General features: G+C 73.0%; 14 protein-coding genes and 2 tRNA genes. 1 reads left to right on the forward strand and 15 read right to left on the reverse strand.

Translation table 11 applies throughout. The annotated features are described in order from the left end of the window. Positions 1 to 33 precede the first annotated feature (33 nt). The 5 genes from AB0M92_RS10020 to AB0M92_RS10040 all read right to left on the reverse strand — a co-directional run bounded on the left by AB0M92_RS10020 (position 34) and on the right by AB0M92_RS10040 (position 6,811). Positions 34 to 107 (reverse strand) — tRNA-Lys (locus AB0M92_RS10020). Between the two features lie 85 nt (positions 108 to 192). Beyond that, positions 193 to 1,881, reverse strand: a complete 1,689-nt coding sequence (locus AB0M92_RS10025; RefSeq protein WP_366101603.1) for an AMP-binding protein — start codon at positions 1,879 to 1,881, stop codon at positions 193 to 195. Between the two features lie 49 nt (positions 1,882 to 1,930). Continuing rightward, positions 1,931 to 2,551, reverse strand: a complete 621-nt coding sequence (locus AB0M92_RS10030) for a lytic polysaccharide monooxygenase (RefSeq protein WP_366101604.1) — start codon at positions 2,549 to 2,551, stop codon at positions 1,931 to 1,933. Positions 2,552 to 2,753: 202 nt separating this feature from the next. Continuing rightward, complete coding sequence (locus AB0M92_RS10035) at positions 2,754 to 5,327, reverse strand: SPFH domain-containing protein (protein ID WP_366101605.1); 2,574 nt, start codon at positions 5,325 to 5,327, stop codon at positions 2,754 to 2,756. Positions 5,328 to 5,338: 11 nt separating this feature from the next. Further along, positions 5,339 to 6,811 carry a peptidoglycan-binding protein gene (locus tag AB0M92_RS10040; protein WP_366101659.1) on the reverse strand — a complete coding sequence of 491 codons (1,473 nt, stop codon included), beginning with the start codon at positions 6,809 to 6,811 and terminating at the stop codon, positions 5,339 to 5,341. Between the two features lie 249 nt (positions 6,812 to 7,060). On the opposite strand from AB0M92_RS10040, the gene AB0M92_RS10045 reads away from it, so the two are divergent. Further along, positions 7,061 to 7,134 (forward strand) — tRNA-Lys (locus AB0M92_RS10045). Positions 7,135 to 7,240: 106 nt separating this feature from the next. Here the strand turns inward: AB0M92_RS10045 and AB0M92_RS10050 are convergent. The 10 genes from AB0M92_RS10050 to AB0M92_RS10095 form a co-directional block, all read right to left on the reverse strand. After that, positions 7,241 to 7,915 carry a class F sortase gene (locus AB0M92_RS10050; RefSeq protein WP_366101606.1) on the reverse strand — a complete coding sequence of 225 codons (675 nt, stop codon included), beginning with the start codon at positions 7,913 to 7,915 and terminating at the stop codon, positions 7,241 to 7,243. A gap of 10 nt (positions 7,916 to 7,925) precedes the next feature. After that, complete coding sequence (locus AB0M92_RS10055) at positions 7,926 to 8,630, reverse strand: hypothetical protein (RefSeq protein WP_366101607.1); 705 nt, start codon at positions 8,628 to 8,630, stop codon at positions 7,926 to 7,928. 79 nt (positions 8,631 to 8,709) lie between these two features. Further along, the gene (locus tag AB0M92_RS10060; protein ID WP_366101608.1) at positions 8,710 to 9,489 is read right to left on the reverse strand and encodes an HAD-IIA family hydrolase; all 780 of its coding nucleotides are present in this window, start codon (positions 9,487 to 9,489) and stop codon (positions 8,710 to 8,712) included. Between the two features lie 141 nt (positions 9,490 to 9,630). Continuing rightward, the gene (locus tag AB0M92_RS10065) at positions 9,631 to 11,157 is read right to left on the reverse strand and encodes an alkaline phosphatase family protein (RefSeq protein ID WP_366101609.1); all 1,527 of its coding nucleotides are present in this window, start codon (positions 11,155 to 11,157) and stop codon (positions 9,631 to 9,633) included. A 134-nt stretch (positions 11,158 to 11,291) separates the two neighbouring features. Next, entirely contained in the window at positions 11,292 to 12,356 is a 1,065-nt protein-coding gene (locus tag AB0M92_RS10070; protein ID WP_366101660.1) for a 2-aminoethylphosphonate ABC transporter substrate-binding protein, read from the reverse strand. A 46-nt stretch (positions 12,357 to 12,402) separates the two neighbouring features. Further along, positions 12,403 to 13,200, reverse strand: a complete 798-nt coding sequence (locus tag AB0M92_RS10075) for an ABC transporter permease subunit (RefSeq protein WP_366101610.1) — start codon at positions 13,198 to 13,200, stop codon at positions 12,403 to 12,405. Next, the gene (locus tag AB0M92_RS10080) at positions 13,187 to 14,146 is read right to left on the reverse strand and encodes a 2-aminoethylphosphonate ABC transporter permease subunit (RefSeq protein ID WP_366101611.1); all 960 of its coding nucleotides are present in this window, start codon (positions 14,144 to 14,146) and stop codon (positions 13,187 to 13,189) included. The genes AB0M92_RS10075 and AB0M92_RS10080 overlap by 14 nt, the downstream gene beginning before the upstream one ends. Beyond that, positions 14,139 to 15,188 (reverse strand): ABC transporter ATP-binding protein, encoded by a 1,050-nt coding sequence (locus AB0M92_RS10085; protein ID WP_366101612.1) that lies wholly within the window; start codon positions 15,186 to 15,188, stop codon positions 14,139 to 14,141. The genes AB0M92_RS10080 and AB0M92_RS10085 overlap by 8 nt, the downstream gene beginning before the upstream one ends. Further along, complete coding sequence (locus AB0M92_RS10090) at positions 15,185 to 15,886, reverse strand: phosphonatase-like hydrolase (protein WP_366101613.1); 702 nt, start codon at positions 15,884 to 15,886, stop codon at positions 15,185 to 15,187. Before AB0M92_RS10090 ends, AB0M92_RS10085 begins: the two co-directional genes overlap by 4 nt. 5 nt (positions 15,887 to 15,891) lie before the next feature. Further along, the gene (locus tag AB0M92_RS10095; protein ID WP_366101615.1) at positions 15,892 to 17,013 is read right to left on the reverse strand and encodes a TIGR03364 family FAD-dependent oxidoreductase; all 1,122 of its coding nucleotides are present in this window, start codon (positions 17,011 to 17,013) and stop codon (positions 15,892 to 15,894) included. Between the last annotated feature and the right edge of the window lie 13 nt (positions 17,014 to 17,026).

A 17,026-nucleotide genomic window follows, 5' to 3' on the forward strand; every position in this document is an offset into this window, starting at 1 on the left:
TCCCGGTGAACCGGAAACCGCCCGAAGTACAGGTGCGCCGCCAGGGACTCGAACCCCGGACCCGCTGATTAAGAGTCAGCTGCTCTAACCAACTGAGCTAGCGGCGCCTGACAGAGAAAATACTACCTGCTCCTCAGGGGTGCTCAAAACCAATACCCGCGGGCGCGGGGATCACCCGTCGGCGTCCGCCGGTCAGCGCTCCAGGAGCTCGGCGCGGCCGTGTGCCGCGTACTGCGCCAGCAGGCCGGCGAGGTCCGCCGGACCCAGGGGCCGGTAGCCGGAGCCGCCCGGCGGGGACCACCAGACCGGGTCCGGGCAGCGGAAGCCGGTACGGCGCAGGGCGGCCCGGTGGATCTTGTTGGTCGCCGTCACCGGCATGGACTCCACGATCCGGACGTAGCGCGGGGACATCTTCGTGCCCAGGTCGGGCTGTGCGGCCAGGAAGGCGGCGAAGGCCTCCGGCGAGAACCGCTCCCCCTCCGCCAGGGCCACCGCGGCCATCACCTGGTCGCCGGCCACCTCGTCCGGCACCGCGTACACGGCGACCGCGGCCGCCGCCGGCCAGCGCGCCAGGACGTTCTCGATCACCGCCGCGGCGAGGTTCTCGCTGTCGACCCGCAGCCGGTCGTCCGTACGGCCGGCGAAGTAGAGGAACCCCTCCGCGTCCCGGAAGAAGAGGTCGCCCGTCCAGTACCAGCCGTCGCGGGTCCTGGACGCCTCCGCCTCGGGGTTGCGCCAGTAGCCCTCGAACAGGCTCCGGCCGCGGTTGACCAGCTCGCCGATCGCCGCGGCGCCGTTGAGGAGGCGGCCCCCGGCGTCCAGGACGGCGGGCGGGCACTCCGTGCCCGTCTCCGGATCGATCACCGCCAGGTCGTCCCCGGCCCCGGCCCGACCCAGGGCGCCCGGCGGGGTGTCCGGGGTGCGCTGGACGGACGCTCCGCCCTCGGTGGCCCCGTACCCCTCCACCAGCCTGACCCCGAACCGCTCGGTGAAGCGCGCCGCGTCCACGGCGCCGGCCTCGGTGCCGAAGCCCAGGCGCAGGGAGTGCTCGCGGTCGTCGGGACGGGGCTCGGTGGCCAGCAGGTACTGGACGGCCCGGCCGACGTAGGTGAAGTACGTCGCCCCGTACGCGCGGACGTCGGCCAGGAACTCGGAGGCGGAGAAGCGGGGGCGCAGTGCCACGGCCGCGCCCCCGGCGAGGGCGGGCAGCCAGTCGGCGATGACGGCGTTGCCGTGGAAGAGCGGCATGCAGACGTAGTGGACGTCGGCGGCGGTGACCGAGAACTGCCGGACCAGCGAGTCCGCGGCGGCGGCCAGCCGGCCCTGGCTGCACAGGGCCGCCTTGGGAGCGCCGGTGGAGCCGGAGGTGAAGTAGAGGAGGAAGCGGGAACCGGGGGCGGGGGTCGCGATCACGGCCTCGCCCGGCTTGGCGTCCGCGTACGGGGCGAGCAGGGCGGCGTACTCCTCGGAGTCGGTCACGAGGATCCGCACGCCGGGCAGGTCGAGCCCGCGCAGCAGGGGCAGGTGGGCGCGCTCGGTGACCAGGATCCGGCAGTCGGTGTGCAGGATGTCGCGCGCCAGCTCGGGACCGCGCCGGGTGGGGTTGATCCCGGCGACGGCGGCCCCGGCGAGGGCCGCCGCGCCGAGCCAGAAGGGGAACTCGGGAGTGTTGTCGAGCAGCACCCCCACGTGCGGTTCGGCGCCGCGGCCCGCCGGCAGGAGGAGGTCGACGAGCAGCGCGGCGCGCGCGGCGGCCTCCTGGGCGCTCCGGTGGCGGCTGAGGACGGCGGTGTGCGTGCTGCCGCCGTACATCAGCCCCGGCCGGTGGTCGCCCCATTGGCGGGTCATGAGCTCCGCGACGGTTGCGGGTGTCGTCCCCATGCCGCCGGAGGGTAGCTGACGCTGCGTCAGAACTGAATGGGTCCGAGGGTCAGAACTGGACGTCGGAGCAGGAGTAGAAGGCCATGGGGGTGTCGTTGACGGTCCACACGGCCAGGATCATGTGCCGGCCGGTCTTTCCGCTCGGCATGGTGCCCTGGTGGACGGTGGTCATGGCGGGCCGGGCGCCGTTGTAGGCGACGGTGAGGAAGGGCTGGGATTCGAGGGACGCGCGGGTGAGGGGCTTGGTGGGGTCCCAGCCGTTCTTGGTGACGTAGTACTTGAAGTCGGTGGTGGAGTGGTTGGCGGTGAACTGCCACCGGAAGCCGTAGCTCTGCCCGCTGGTCACCTTGGTGGTGGGCCAGGTCCCGCCGCGCGGATCGTCGAGCTGCGCGAACTCGCCGTGCCCGCCGGAACATATCTGGCCGTCGGCCGGACCGGCGGCCGGGAAGCCCTTGTAGCCCTCGACGCTCTGCGGCTCCCACTGGATGGGGCCGCAGTCGGAGACGGTCTTGTTGGCGCAGAGCTTCTGGCGGCTGATGGGGGTGTCGGTGTAGCCGTGACTGCTCGCGGTGGGGGCGGTGAGCAGTGCCAGGCCGGCGATGACGCCGAGGCCGAGCGTGGCGGCGCCGGCTCGTCCGGGCAGGCGAACGGGCATGCGGATGGGACGCATGATGCTCCTTGAACGTGGGGGGAGTCCGATGAGAGCGTGCGCACGCGTGGGGATTTAGGTCTAGACCAAGTACCAGGCTATGGACAGGAGTTGGCCATGTCCAGACCAATGGGAGAACGGGTGGCCCGATGGATACCGGCCACCCGTTCTCTGTCAGCTGCGCCTGTTGCGGCTGATGCGACTGTTACGGCCATTGCGCCCGTTACTCGGGGCGCCCCGTGTAGAAGGCGACGGTGAGGTCCTTCACGAGCGCCTTGCGCTCGTAGTCGTCCAGCTCGACGAGCCCGCGCGAGGTCAGCCGGTGGACGGTGTCGTCGACCGCGTCCACGACCGAGGTCAGCACCGTGTCCCGGTGCTTCGCGTCGATCGCCGCGACCCGGCGGCGCCGCATGGCCTCGGCGACCTCGGGGGCGTACTCGATGCGGGTCGGCTGGGCCGAGTACACCTCGATCCCGACCGCCTCGGTCTCGGTCGCCAGCATCCGCGTCAGCGCGTCACCCACGGCCTCGGAGTCGCGCAGGGTGGGGGCGTCCTCGTGGAAGGCGTCGGCGGGCAACTGGGACAGGACCCGGGCCATGGCCGATTCGACCTGCTCGGCGAGGTACTCGGTGTGGTCCTCGACGGCGAGGGTGGCCCGGGCCGTGTCCTTGACCTGCCAGACGACCTGGACGACGACCCGCAGGGCCAGGCCGCCGGAGTCCACGGCGGGCATGGGCTCGCTGCGCCAGTGGCGCAGGCGGACGTCGACGCGGCGGCGCAGCAGGAGGGGGCTGACCCAGGTGAGGCCGGTACGGCGGACCGTGCCGCGGTAGCGGCCGAAGAGGGTGAGCACCCAGGCGTGGCCGGCCCTGACGCGGCCGAGTCCGCCGAGCGCGAGCAGCGCGACGATGCCGAGGAAGGCGAGCGGGGGCCAGTGCGTGGCGCGGAGGCCCTGGTAGGCGCGGGGGGTCGCGCCGAAGGCGGCCACGAAGGGGGCCGGAACGGCCCCGGCCCGCCAGAGCACCGCGAGGCAGCCGGTGAGCGCGAGAGCGCCGACGCCGACGCCGACCCAGCCGGGCAGCACGGGGCCGCGGTGCTCGCGCAGCCGCTCGTCCCCGCGCGGCACCCGCCGCCCGGGCGCGGCCCGGTCGATGCGCGGGCTCGGGGTCGGGCTCGGGCTCGTGGCAGGGGCGGGAGCGGGGGTCGCGCGGTGGCCGGCCCCGGTGGCCGGCGCGCCGGCCGGGCGGGATTCCGCGGGGAACGGCAGGTGCACGGGCACCTCGGTGACCGCGGCTCCGCGCCCCTGCGCGAGCTGCGGCAGATCCTCCGTATCCCCGTCCTCCGTCCGCAGCTCCACGGCCCGGTGCCCGGACTCTGCTCCGGTCCCGTCGTGCGGCTGAGGTACGTACGGGGTGTGCGCGGCGAGCGGGGTGTACGGGGCGCGGGGCGCGGGGTCGCCCTCCGGGGCGGCGGGCGGCCAGGGCTCGCCGTACCGCTGCGCGGGGCCGTCCGCCCCGGGACCGGCGAGGGGCCAGACCTGGCCGAGCCGGGCCCGGAACCCGCCCTGCACGGGCTGGGGCTGGGGCTGGGGCTGCGGAACGTGCGGTTCCTGCGGCCCGGTGTCGGCGTCGTGCCGGTTCGCGGACGCGTCCGCCGCCGACTGCGCGTGCGAACCGGCCGCGGGCCCGGGCGCGGCTTCGGCGTGCGGCTGCGGGACGTACGGGAACTGCCACGCAGGCTCGGACCCGGCCCGGTCGACCCCGGCAGACGGCGCCGTGCCCTGCGGGTCCCGGCGGCCGCCGGACTCCGTCCCTGCGGGCGGCTCCGGGGCGGCCGGGGCGCCGTACCGGCGTGCGGGGGCGTCGGCCGGCGGCTGCGTCCCGGCACCGGCCGGGGGCGCGGGTTCGGCCCGCAGCCGGAGGGTGGGCACCCCCGCGTGCGGGTGCGCCGCCGGGGCCGGTACGGAGCCCAGCGGTTCGGGCTCGTGGCCGTACGGGCTCCCGCCCGACTCGGCGCGCTCGCCCGCCCCGGCCAGCGCGTGCACCGGCTCGGGCTCGACCCGGATCCGGGCCGCCGGGACCTCGCTCCAGGCGCTCTCCACCGCCGGCCGCCCGTGCGGCAGGGCAACCGTCCCGGCCGGGACCGAGGCGGACTCCCCGGTGTCCACGCCCGGCACCCCGGCCTCGGCCTCGGCCCCGGGACCACCGGCCTCCGACCCGAGAGCCCGGACCGGAGCTTCCGCCTCGACGCCGACCACCGCCCCGAGCGCCCGGACCGGAACCGCCGGCCCGGGACCGCCCTGGGCCGGGTGCGGTTCCGCAACGGCCGCCCCGGCCGAAGGCCAGGTGTCCGCACCGGACCCGACCGCTTGCGCGGCCGCGGCCCGGCTCTCGGCCGGGGCCTCGAAGGGCCCCGGAATCACGGCCGCGGCCACCGGCCGAGCCGAGTGCGGCGCCGGGGTCGCGCCTGCGGCGGCCACCGCCGCACTCACGGGCCGGTCGTCGGCCGACAGCAGGCCCGCCTCCTGCCCGGGCCGGGCCGTCGGCGAGAGAGCGGCACCGGCCGCGGCCGGAGTGGTCGGCCGGGTCGGCTGGGCCGGGTGCGGGAGCGGGGCGTCCGCGGCCGAAGGGGCCGGAGTCGGCAGGACCGGTTGCGGGGCCGGGGCCGGTTGCGGGGCCGGTCCGGGGCGGAGGGCCGGGGGGTACAGGTCGCCCGTGGCCCGGACCGCCGCGGCCTGCGGGGGCGCCGGCGGAATGCGGAAGGTGCCCGTCGTCGAGGTGGTGCGCGTGGGGTACATCGTTGCCTCCGTCATGCGAACAGCCGGCGCCAGGTTTCCGGGCCCGGGTAGCCGTCGGCCTCGGCTCCGCGCCAGCCATGGGCGCGCTGGAAGGCCTCGACACTGCGACGGTCGGCCTCGCTCCAGCGGGACCCCGGGCCGGACGTGTAGTTCTTGCCGAAGCCCTTCTTCACCAACTGGCGGCCCAGGGCCGTGATGAACGGGTTCGAGGCCCCGGGGCGGAACACCGACAGCCCCGGATAGCCCGGCTTCCCCGGGTGCCCGCCGGACGTCCCGGCAGCGGCGCCCGGTACCCCGACGTGGCCCGGCTTCGCCGGAATCCCCGGCTTGCCCGGCAGTCCCGGCTTGCCCGGCAGTCCCGGCTTGCCCGGCAGTCCCGGTCTCGGGGGAGATCCCGGGGCGCCCTCCACCGTGGGGCGGATGTCCTTGCCCTTGTGTTCGACCAGCAGCTGCCAGGTGTGCGCACCCGGGACGCCGTCGGCATCGGTGCCCGTCCAGCCCTGCGCGCTCTGGAAGGCCTGCGTGGCCAGCCGGTCAGCGTCGCTCCACGCCGTGTTCGCGCCCTTGGGGTAGAAGCGCCGCCCGCCCCGCTCGATCAGCATCCGGCCCAGCTGCGCGACGTGCTCGTTGTTCGCGCCCGGCCCGAACTGCGTGGCTCCCGGGAAGACCACCGGGACCGCCGGCTTCGGGTCGGTCGCCGCCGGGTCCTCTGCGAGGCCGCTCGTCACCCCGTTGAAGCGGTACGGGACGTACTTCGTCGCGTTGTTCCAGTAGCCGTACGGCGTCGCCCCCTTCCGCGTGGTCGGACGGGTCTGCTCGTACGCGACGTAATGCGTGCGCGTCTCGTCCACCCACCCCCCGAAGAGCACCACGTGCGAGCCGTTCGTCGGGTCCGAGGGGTTGTGGAAGAGCAGCATGTCCCCCGGCAGCAGCTCCTCCTTCGTGATCTTGGTGGCGAATTTGTCGAGGCTGCCGGTCCACTCGTTCGTACCAAGGTTCCAGGCCATCGAGACGTAGCCGGAGCAGTCCTGCCGGTAACCGTCGGACCAGTACGTGGACATGCTGTACGGGACCTTCGCGTCCAGCCACACCTTCGCCCGCGTGATGATCGACGTCCGGTCGATCCGCTTGACGGCCGACGGCGCACCCGGCGCACCCGGCGGCTTCGCCGGGGCCGGGCGTCCGTGCAGCGGGGACCTTCCGCCCTGCGGGGAGCCGCCGGGGGCGTCCAGGGCGTCCAGGGCGACCGGCCCCGGGCCCGGGACGGGGGCGGCCGCCGCCAGTGCCGCCGAGCCTCCTCCGCCCAGGACCACGCCCGCCGCGGTGGCCAGTACCAACGCCCGGCGGACCCCGCGGGCGGCCGGGTGGCCGCCGTCCCGGAGCGGTATGGCCCGCGCGCGGGCGAGGGCGCGGCGGCGCTGCGCGCAGCCCGGGCAGACGCAGTCGTCGGCGGGCTCGTACTCCTCGAAGACGGCCATCGGCATCGGCATCGCTGCCGGCATCGTCGGTGCAGGCATCTGCACATGCATCGGAGGCTGGATCGTCATGCGGTTCCGTCCACTCCCCTGCTCGTCGCTGGTCAGGCGGGCCCGAAATCTGCCGGGGCATCAGATTCGGCTCGGCCCAGACATATCGTGCACGATAAACCCCCCAAACATGGGTTAATCGGACAAGGCGGGCGCGGCTGGTCACGAGCACCACCGGAGGTGGGGTAGAGTTTTCTCTGTCAGCAGGCGCCGCTAGCTCAGTTGGTTAGAGCAGCTGACTCTTAATCAGCGGGTCCGGGGTTCGAGTCCCTGGCGGCGCACAGACGAGAAGAAGCCCCCCGCAGCGAAAGCTGCGGGGGGCTTCTTCGTCGTGCCGTCACACCTTTTCCCACCCGTTCGCACCCGGTCGAGTGCGCCGTGTCCGGCTCACGCCGGGGCGCCGGGCCGGGCCCCTCCCGTCAGGTAGGCCGACACGACCACGTTCGCCGTGTACTCCTTGGCCGCCTTGTCGTACGTGCCCCCGCAGGTCACCAGCCGCAGCTCCGCCCGGCCCTTGATCCGCTGGCCGTACGCCCGGTGCGCGTCGAAGCGCGCCCGCTCGTAGACCCGTACGTCCTCGATGGTGAACTCGGCGACCGACCCGTCCATCCGGACCACCCGCACCGTGTCGCCCGGCTTGGCCGAACTCAGCCCGTAGAACACCGCCGGCTTCGACGCCGTGTCCACGTGCCCGACCAGCAGCGCGGCCCCGGCCTCGCCCGGCTTGGCTCCGCCGCCCCACCAGCCCACCGTGCCGGGGCGCTCGTAGGGCGGCGGCTCGATCGCGCCCTGCGCGTCGAGGCCGCGCGAGATCACCGGCGCCTGGATTCCCATCGCCGGCACGTCGACCCGCGCGGGCACCGAGGCCGCCAGCGGGGCGTGCGCCGCGGGCAGCCCCGGGACCGGGAGCGCCGACCCGCCGGCCAGCCCCGACGACGGGTTCGGCGGGACGCCGGTGATCTCGCGGCCCCACAGCCACAGGCCGAGCACCAGAACGGACCACGCGGCGAAGGTCAGCAGCCGCCCGCCGCCGGAGGACCTCGGCTCCCCCGAGTCCGTCACCGCGGCGCCCTCACTCGCCGCTGCGGCGCCGGCGCAGGGTCAGCGCCCGGAAGGCGACGGCCAGGGTGGCCGCGGTGGCGAGCACGGCGCCGATCACGGTGTGCGGGAGGCCGGGGCCCCCGCCGCCGTGGCTCTTCTTCGCCGCCGCGGCCTGGTCCTGCGCCTGGGCCGCGGCCTCGTCGCGGGCCGCCTGCGCCGCCCGTACCGCCCGGTCCGTCGCCGCGAGCTCGGCGGACATCCCGCCGCCGCCGGCGTGGACGGGCCAGACGGGCGTCTGGTGGGGGTTCGGCCGGTCGCGTTCCTTCTCGCGTTCCTTCTCCCGGTCCTTCTCGCGGTCGTCGCGGCGGCGGACCACTTCGACGGTGCCGCGGATCCGGTCCTCGCCCCCGTCGCACTTCACCTGGATGGGGTGCCAGCCGGGCTGGGCGTGCGAGCTGATCATCGCGTCACCCGCGAGCGACTTTTCCCCGTCCCGGCCGGAGGACAGGTGGACCTCCGACACGAACACGGCGGACTTGGCGGTCGCCCATTTGTCCTCACAGCCGTGGACGCGCAGCTTGACCTGCGCCCCCGGTTCGGCCTGGCGCGGATCGACCGAGACGCTGCCGCCTTTCTCCTCGCCCGCCGCCAGGGCGAGGGGCGCGGACACGGCGGTGAGCGCCGTCAGGGCGACGGCCACCCCGGTGACACGGAGAGCGAACAGAGCACTGCGCATGGTGAACCTCCTCATCAAGGAGGTTCACGCGCGGCGCGGCGCTCCGCATCCGGAGCGCCGCGTGCTTGACCCGTTCGGATCAGACGAGATCGACCAGGTCGGCGATCGAGTCGACGGTCTTGGTCGGCCGGTACGGGAACTTCTCGGTGTCCGCGGCGGAGGTCAGTCCGGTCAGCACGAGGAAGGTCTGCATCCCGGCCTCCAGCCCGGCCAGGACGTCGGTGTCCATCCGGTCGCCGATCATCGCGCTGCTCTCGGAGTGCGCGCCGATGGCGTTCAGGCCGGTCCGCATCATCAGCGGGTTGGGCTTGCCGGCGAAGTACGGCTGCTTGCCGGTCGCCTTGGTGATCAGTGCGGCGACGGCGCCGGTGGCGGGCAGCGGGCCCTCGGTGGAGGGGCCGGTCTCGTCGGGGTTGGTGCAGATGAAGCGGGCGCCCGCGTTGATCAGGCGGACCGCCTTCGTCATCGCCTCGAAGCTGTAGGTACGGGTCTCGCCGAGGACCACGTAGTCGGGCTCGTGGTCGGTCAGGATGTAGCCGATGTCGTGCAGGGCGGTGGTCAGACCCGCCTCGCCGATGACGTACGCGGTACCGCCCGGGCGCTGGTCGTCGAGGAACTTGGCGGTCGCGAGCGCCGAGGTCCAGATGTTCTCGACGGGGACCTGGAGGCCCATGCGGGAGAGCCGGGCCTGGAGGTCGCGCGGGGTGTAGATGGAGTTGTTGGTCAGGACCAGGAAGGGCTTGCCGGAGTCGCGCAGCCGCTTGATGAAGGCATCGGCGCCGGGGATCGGGGTTCCCTCGTGGATGAGGACCCCGTCCATGTCGGTGAGCCAGGATTCGATCGGCTTGCGCTCTGCCACGGGACTGTTCTCCGCTCTCGGTGGCCGTACCTCTGACCTGTGACCGCTGACCTTTGGCCTGTGGTCTCTACCACCCTATCGGGGCCGGACCGCGGACGACGAGGGCGTCCACAGCCCGGACCCCTGCCCTGCGGGCGTGGATCAGCCGAGCTCGACGTCGTCGACGGTCCAGTACCAGTTGTTGGTGCCCGCGTAGCGGAAGCGGACCTGGACGTCGGTGGCGCCGGCCGGGACCTGGAGGGCCAGGGACTCCGCCTTGGCGACCGCGTCGGCGGTGTAGCTCTTGACGACGGTCGGCGCGCCCCCGTCGTAGGAGACCAGGACCTGGGCGGTCTGGCCGGCCTCGTGGTGGTAGTGGGTCTGGAAGGTCAGGTTCCGCACCGTGCCGCCCGTCACCGCCCACTTGGGGGTGATCAGGGTGGAGTCGTAGGAGCCGGTGTGGGACTTGTCGTCCCACTCGTCGGAGTCGGCGACGGCGAACACGTCACGGGAGCGGACGTTCAGCTCGCGCCACTGGTCGCGCTGGGACTGGCTCCAGAACTCGTCGGTCGCGAAGGCCCAGCCGGCCCACTCGGTGACACCGCCCGTGCCCATCTTGGAGTTGTCGATCGACCAGCCGGCCGGCGGGGTGTGCGTGAAGCCCTTCACGCCCGCCGGGATGCCCGTCTCGTCCACGCGCGCCTGGAGGCCCGGGCGCAGGGTGTCGAACGGGTCGTTGTCGTCGGGGGCGTTCAGCGGGATGCCGTCGATCGCCGAGCCGGGGTTGACGCCGACCTGCGCCATCGCGGTGGCCGCCACGTCGACGAGCTTGACGTCACTGCGGACCGAACCGGCGGGGATGCCCGCCCCCTTGGCGATGACGAAGGTGCCGCGCTCCTGCGGGGTGGAGCCGCCGTGGCCGCCCGCGTCGGTGTGCCCGTGGTCGGTGGTGACCAGGACCTTCCAGTTCTCCTGGGCGTACGTGGGGCGGTTCCGGACGGCGGTGAGCAGCCCGCCGACCAGCACGTCGACGCGGCCGATCGCGTCGAGGTACTGCTGGCTGGCGGCCCCGTACGAATGCCCGGCGCCGTCGACCTGGCCGAAGTACACGAACGCGGCGTCCGGGTTCTGGTCACGCAGCTCGGCGGAGGCCGCGGCGGCGATCTTCGGGTCCTCGGTGCCGTAGCCGTCGCGGTCGCCCTTGAGGGAGAGGCGCTTGTCGACCTTGGCGGAGAAGACCGGGCCGCCCGCGTCGGTGGAGGTGATGGGCTCCCAGTCGGCGGCCGCGTACGTGTTGAGCGAGGGCTTGGCGTTCTCGATGCGGGTCAGGAAGTCGGGGTAGGCCGTGTAGTTCTTGCCGGCGAAGGTGTTGTCCTTCACGCCGTGCTTGTCGGGCCAGACGCCGGTGGCGATGGTGGACCAGCCGGGGCCCGAGGAGGTGGCGGCCATCGGGTTCGCGTAGAGGGTGCTCTTCGCGGTCAGGCCCTGGGCCATCAGGCCCTGCAGGTTGGGGGCGTCGGCGGCCTTGACGCGGTCCAGGACCGTGCCGTCGATGCCGATGACGAGGACCTTGTCGGTGGAGGCGGCGGCCGTCTCGGCGGTGGCGGTGTGCGCGCCGAGGGCGGTGGCGAGCAGGGCCGTGGCGGTGGCGGTCACGGCGAGGGTGCGTCCTGACAGGACAGTGGGCACGTACTCCTCCGGGAGCAATCGCGGGGAAAGGCGCAGTGGACGTGCGCGGGGTCCGGACCGAAGGTGCGGCTTTCGGTCCAGACCCGTTATGCAAGCGTCACTTTCCCTGTCGCGGGTGACCGGGAGGCGACCAATCAGCTTCCGGTTGCCGACTTCCACGCGTCCACGTAGCTCGCCAGGTTCTTGTCGATGTCCGCCCAGTCCGGCTCGAAGACCTCGACGCCGGTCATCAGCCTGGTGAGCTCGACGGCGTTGGCGTCGGTCGGCTTGACGTCGGTGCGCGCGGGGAAACCGCCGCCTACCTCGCTGACCAGCTTCTGGGCGTCCTCGCCGAGCATGAAGTCGAGGAGCTTCTTGCCGTTCTCGGTGTGCGGGGCCTTGTCCACCAGACCGGCCGCGTACGGCAGGGCGAAGGTGGTGGGCTTGGCCCCGTCCTTCGCCGGGAACCATATGCCCAGGTTCGGCATGGACTTGGACTGCGCGAAGTTCATCTGCACGTCGCCGTTGGCGACGAGCAGCTCGCCCTTGTCGGTCTTCGGCGCCAGCTTGCTGGTGGAGGATGACGGGCCGACGTTGTTGGCCTGGAGCTTCTTCAGGTACTCCAGCGCCGGCTCCTTGCCGCCGAAGTCGTGCATGGCCTTGACGAGGACGGCGGTGCCGTCGCCCGCGACGCCCGGGGTGGAGTACTGGAGCTTGCCCTTGTACTCCCCGTCCAGCAGCTCTTCCCAGGTCTTGGGCGCCTCGGTGAGCTCCTTCTTGTTGTAGACGAAGCCGAAGTAGTTGTTGACGACCGAGGTCCACTTGCCGTCGGCGGCCTTGTCGGCACCGTTGACCTTGTCGGAGCCCTGCGGCTTGTAGGCCTGGAGCAGGCCCTTGCCGTCCGCCTGCTGGATGAACGGCGGGAGGGTGACGATCACGTCGGCCTGGGTGTTGGTCTTCTCGCGGACGGCGCGCTGCACCATCTCGCCCGAACCGCCCTCGACGTACTTGACCTCGATGCCGGTCTTCTTCGTGAACTCGGCGAAGACCTTGTCGTACCAGCCGTCGCCCTTCTCGCTCTTGAGGCCGTCGGCGCTGTACACGGTGACGATCTTCTCGCCGCCCTTGGACTCGGCGGAGGTGCTCGAACCGCCGCAGGCGGTGAGGCCGCCGGCGAGGGCGAGGCTGCCGGTGGCGGCCGCGGTGACACGGAGGAGCATGCGGTTTCTGGACATGGAGAAGAACTTCCTTACGGGGGAAAGGGAGTCAGCGGTACGTGGCTCTGGTGCGGATGCGTGAGACGGCCAGGAGGACCAGCAGGGTGGCGGCCATCAGGACCACGGCGACGGCGGACCCGCCGAAGAGCGAACCGCGGTCGGTGGCCGTGAAGATCCGTACCGGGAGGGGCATCCAGTCCGGCGGGTAGAGCATCATCGTGGCGCTCAGCTCGCCCATGGACAGGGCGAAGCAGAGTCCGGCCGCCGCCGTCAGCGACGGCAGCAGGAGGGGGAGCTTGACCCGCCACAACACGTACGCGGGACGGGCGCCCAGGGAGGCCGCCGCCTGTTCGTACGCGGGGTCGAGACGAACGATGGCGGCCGAAACCGACTGATGGGCAAACGCAGTGACAAGAATCGTGTGCGCCAGGATCACGATTGAGCTGGTGCCGTTGAGCAGTACCGGCGGCTTGCTGAACGCGACCAGGACGGCGAGGCCCACGACCACGGACGGCACCGCGACGGGCAGCATGAACAGGGCGTCCAGGGACCGCTTCCCGCGCCGCTTCAGCCCGGCCGCGGCCAGCGCCGCCCAGGTGCCGACGGTGAGCGCGAGCAGACTCGCGACGAGGGCGGTCACCAGCGAGGTGGTGAGCGCCTGGAGGGATTCGCCCTGCACGGCGGAAGCGTAGTTCTCCGTCGTGGGACCGGAGGGGAAGGCCCCCGACCAGTGGGTGGAGAACGACGCGGTCACCACGACGAGCAGGGGCAGGGCGAAGAGGGGCAGGAAGAGGAGGCCGAACAGGCCCCAGGCGGCCCAGCGGCCGGTCTTGCTATGCACCAGCACGCTTGCTCACCACTCGGTAGAGGCCGAACAGGCCGACGGAAATCGCGATGTTGACGACGGCGACCACACAGGCGGCCGCGTAGTCGGACTCCAGGATCGCCTTGCCGTAGACAAGCATCGGGAGCGTGGTGACGTCCTTGGCCCCGGTGAACAGCACGATCCCGAATTCGTTGAGGCACATGACCAGGACGAGGCTGCCGCCGGCGGCGAGTGCCGGGAGGGCCTCGGGGAGGATCACGCGCCGGATGATCCGGGCGGGCTTCGCGCCGAGCGAGGAGGCCACCTCCAGCTGGGCGGTGTCCAGTTGGGAGAAGGCGGCGAGCAGCGGGCGCATCACGAACGGCGTGAAGTACGTGATCTCCGCGAGCAGCACCCCCCAGGGGGTGGTGAGGAAGTGGAAGGGCCCCTCGGCGCTGCCGCTCACGTCGGTCCACAGCCCGTTGGCCATGCCGACGGTGCCGTAGATGAAGAGGAGGGCGAGGGTGATGAGGAAGGAAGGGAAGGAGAGGAAGACGTCGATGAACTTCGCGACGGCCTTGGCCCCGGGGAAGGGGACGAAGGCGATGATCAGCGCGAGCACGAGGCCGAGGACGAGGCAGCCCGCGGTGGCTCCGGCGGCCAGCCAGACCGTGGTCCCGAGCGCCTCGCGGAAGGAGTGCGAGCGGAAGACGGAGGCGTACGCATCGAAGGCGCCGCCGCCGCTTTCGGGGCTGAAGGACTGCTGGACGACCAGGGCGAGCGGGTAGAGGAAGACCAGCGCGAGCGCGGCCACGGGCGGCAGGGCCCACAGCCGGCCGGCCACCTCGCGCGGTGCGCGCGCGGTGCGGGGCGCGGGGGCGCCATCCGGGCCGGCGGGCCCGCTCGGCACGGGGGTCCGTACGCTCTGGCGCCCGGTCCGGGTCCGGTGCGGGAGGGTCGCGGCGGCGGGTGCGGGGACCTCAGCCATCGGTGACTCCCGCCGACAGCAGTACCGCGTCCCGGGGCTCGAAGTGCAGGGTGACCTGGTCGCCCAGCGCCGGGGTCTCGCGCAGCTCCGGCAGGTCCGCCTTGATCCGGTGACCCTCGACGTCCACGTACAGCCGGTGCGTGGAGCCGCGCCACTGGACCTCGGTGATCGTGCCGCTCAGCGCGTTGGGGCCGGCGCCGAGGCCGAGCAGGTGCGGCCGTACGCACAGGGTCGCGCCGGCGCCGGGGACGGCGCGCCCGCGGTCGAGCTCCAGGGCCCGCCCCGCGAACGTCGCCCCGGACTCGGTGACGGTCACCGGGATCAGGTTCGCGTTGCCGACGAACGAGGCGGTGAACTCGGTGCGCGGCGCCCGGTACAGCTCCTGCGGCGTGCCGCAGTCCTGGAGCCGGGCCTTGTCCATGACCGCGATCCGGTCGGCGAGGGTGAGCGCCTCCACCTGGTCGTGGGTGACGTACAGAATCGATACGTCGGGCAGTTCGCGGTGCAGTCGCGCCAGTTCGGCGAGCATCCCGGAGCGAAGCTGCGCGTCGAGCGCGGACAGCGGCTCGTCGAGCAGGAGCACCCCGGGACGGATCGCCAGCGCGCGGGCGATCGCGACCCGCTGCTGCTGCCCGCCGGAGAGCTCGCGCGGGTAGCGCTTGGCGTACGCCGCCATGCCGGTCATCTCCAGCGCCTCGGCGACGCGCCCGGACATCTCGGCCTTGGGCGCCTTCTGCGCCTTGAGGCCGAAGGCCACGTTGTCCTCGACCCGCATGTGCGGGAAGAGCGCGTACTGCTGGACGACCATGCCGATGCCGCGCTTGTGCGGCGGGAGCGCGGTGACGTCCCGGCCGCCGATCAGCACCCGCCCCGCGGCCGGCCGTACGAAGCCGGCGACCGCGCGCAACGCCGTGGTCTTGCCCGAGCCGGAGGGGCCGAGCAGCGCCATGACCTCGCCGGGCTCGACGGTCAGGTCGAGGCGGTCCAGGACGGTGGTGCCGTCGTACGCGACGCTGACCGCTTCGAAGCGGATGCCGCTCACGCCGACTCCAGCAGGAGCGACGGCAGGTCGGCGATCGACTCGATGACGTGGGTCGCGCCGTGCTCGGTGAGCGCCGCGCGGTCGTGGGCGCCGGTCAGGACGCCGGCCACGATCCCGGCGCCGGAGCGGCGCCCGCAGAGCATGTCGTACGCGGTGTCGCCCGCGACCACGACGTCGCGCACGTCGTCGGCGGCGCCGGTGCGCAGGAAGGCGGCGAGCACCATGTCCGGGTGGGGGCGGCCGCGGCCGCCCGCGTCTTCGGGGCAGAGGGTGAGGTCGGCCAGGCCCTGCCAGCCGAGGGCGTCGAGGATGGCGTCCTGGGTGACGCGGGCGAAGCCGGTGGTCAAGACGACGGTGCGGCCGTCGGCGCGGAGCTTTTCGATGGTCCGGCGGGCGCCGGGGACGGGGGCGATGAGCCCGCCGTCGACGAGTTCCCCGTACGCCTCCTCGAAGGCGGAGTTGGCGCGCTGGGCAAGCTCCTCCGTCCCGAAGAGGTGGCGGAAGACGGAGATCTTCGACTCGCCCATGGTGTCGCGGACGTACTGGAGCTTGGCCTCGTGGTCGGCGGTGCCCGGCTCGACGCCGATGCGCTCGGCGGCGAGCTCGAAGGCGCGCTCGACGAGGCCGCCGTCGGCGACGGTCGTGCCGGCCATGTCGAGGACGATCAGGTTGCGGCGGTCGGTGCTGTTGTCGCTCATGTTCGTTACCAGCCCAGTTCGTTCGCGGTGGTCTCGGCTATGGCGGGCGAGCAGGTCATCCCGCGGCCGCCGGGTCCGGTCACCAGCCAGACGCCGTCGGCCACCTGCTGGCGGTGGACGACGCGGGTGGTGTCGGTGCATTGCGCGTACACGCCCGCCCAGCGGCGGCGGATCTTCGGCAGCGGGCGGCCCAGGAAGGATTCGACGACCCCGGTGAGGTACTCGTACGGGTCTTCGAGGGTGTCGAACGCGAAGGGGTGCTCGTACTCGTGGGTGTCGCCGATGGTCAGTCCGCCGTCCCGGCGCTGCACCATCAGCAGCTGCATCTTGTGCGCGGCCGCGACCGGAGCCTGCGCCTGCTCGGCGTCGAGGAGGTCCAGGGCCCTGCTCTTGTACGCGGGGTAGTAGCGGAAGCTGTCGGCGTCCGCGATGGAGGTGGTGAGCTCCTCGCCGAGCGGGGCGGTCTGCATCATCTGCAGCCGGACGCGGCGCACGGGCAGGTCGGGGACCAGCTCGCGGACCAGGCCGGACAGCCAGGCGCCGGTGGCGAGGACGACGGCGTCGCCCCGGTGGACGTCACCGTGGTCGTCGCGGACGGCTCCGTTGCCGACGACCTCGCGCACCTCCCGTCCGGGCAGGAAGGTGTAGCGGCCGCTCGCCCCGAGGGCCTCGCGCAGGTGGAGCTGGGCGGTGCGCGGCTCGACGGCCGCGTCCCGCTCGCACCACAGTGCGGCCTCGAAGGTGCCCCGCAGGGCGGGGTTGATCTCCCGCGCCCGCGCGGCGGTGACCAGTTCGTAGCCCCGGGCGGCGGCGTCGGGGCGGGCGACGGCCGCCTCGGCGACCGCGTACTCGCGGGCATTGCGGACGGGGGTGAGGGAGCCGATCGCGCGGAAGCCCAGGCCGGGCACCTCCGCGCCGATGCGCTCCCAGAGCTCGCGGGCCCGCAGGGCGGTTTCGAGCTCCTCGCCCCCGGCCCGTCCGCTGACCCAGATCTGGCCGAAATTGCGCAGTGACGCGCCGCGGGCCTCCGCCTCTCGCTCGATCTGGACGACCTCGTGGCCGCGTTCGACTGCTTGCCAGGCGTGCATGGTGCCGACCACGCCGCCTCCGACGACTATGACTCTCACGCGCTCCACGGTG

The sequence above is a fragment of the Streptomyces sp. NPDC051582 genome, from assembly GCF_040681715.1.
Taxonomy (GTDB): domain Bacteria; phylum Actinomycetota; class Actinomycetes; order Streptomycetales; family Streptomycetaceae; genus Streptomyces.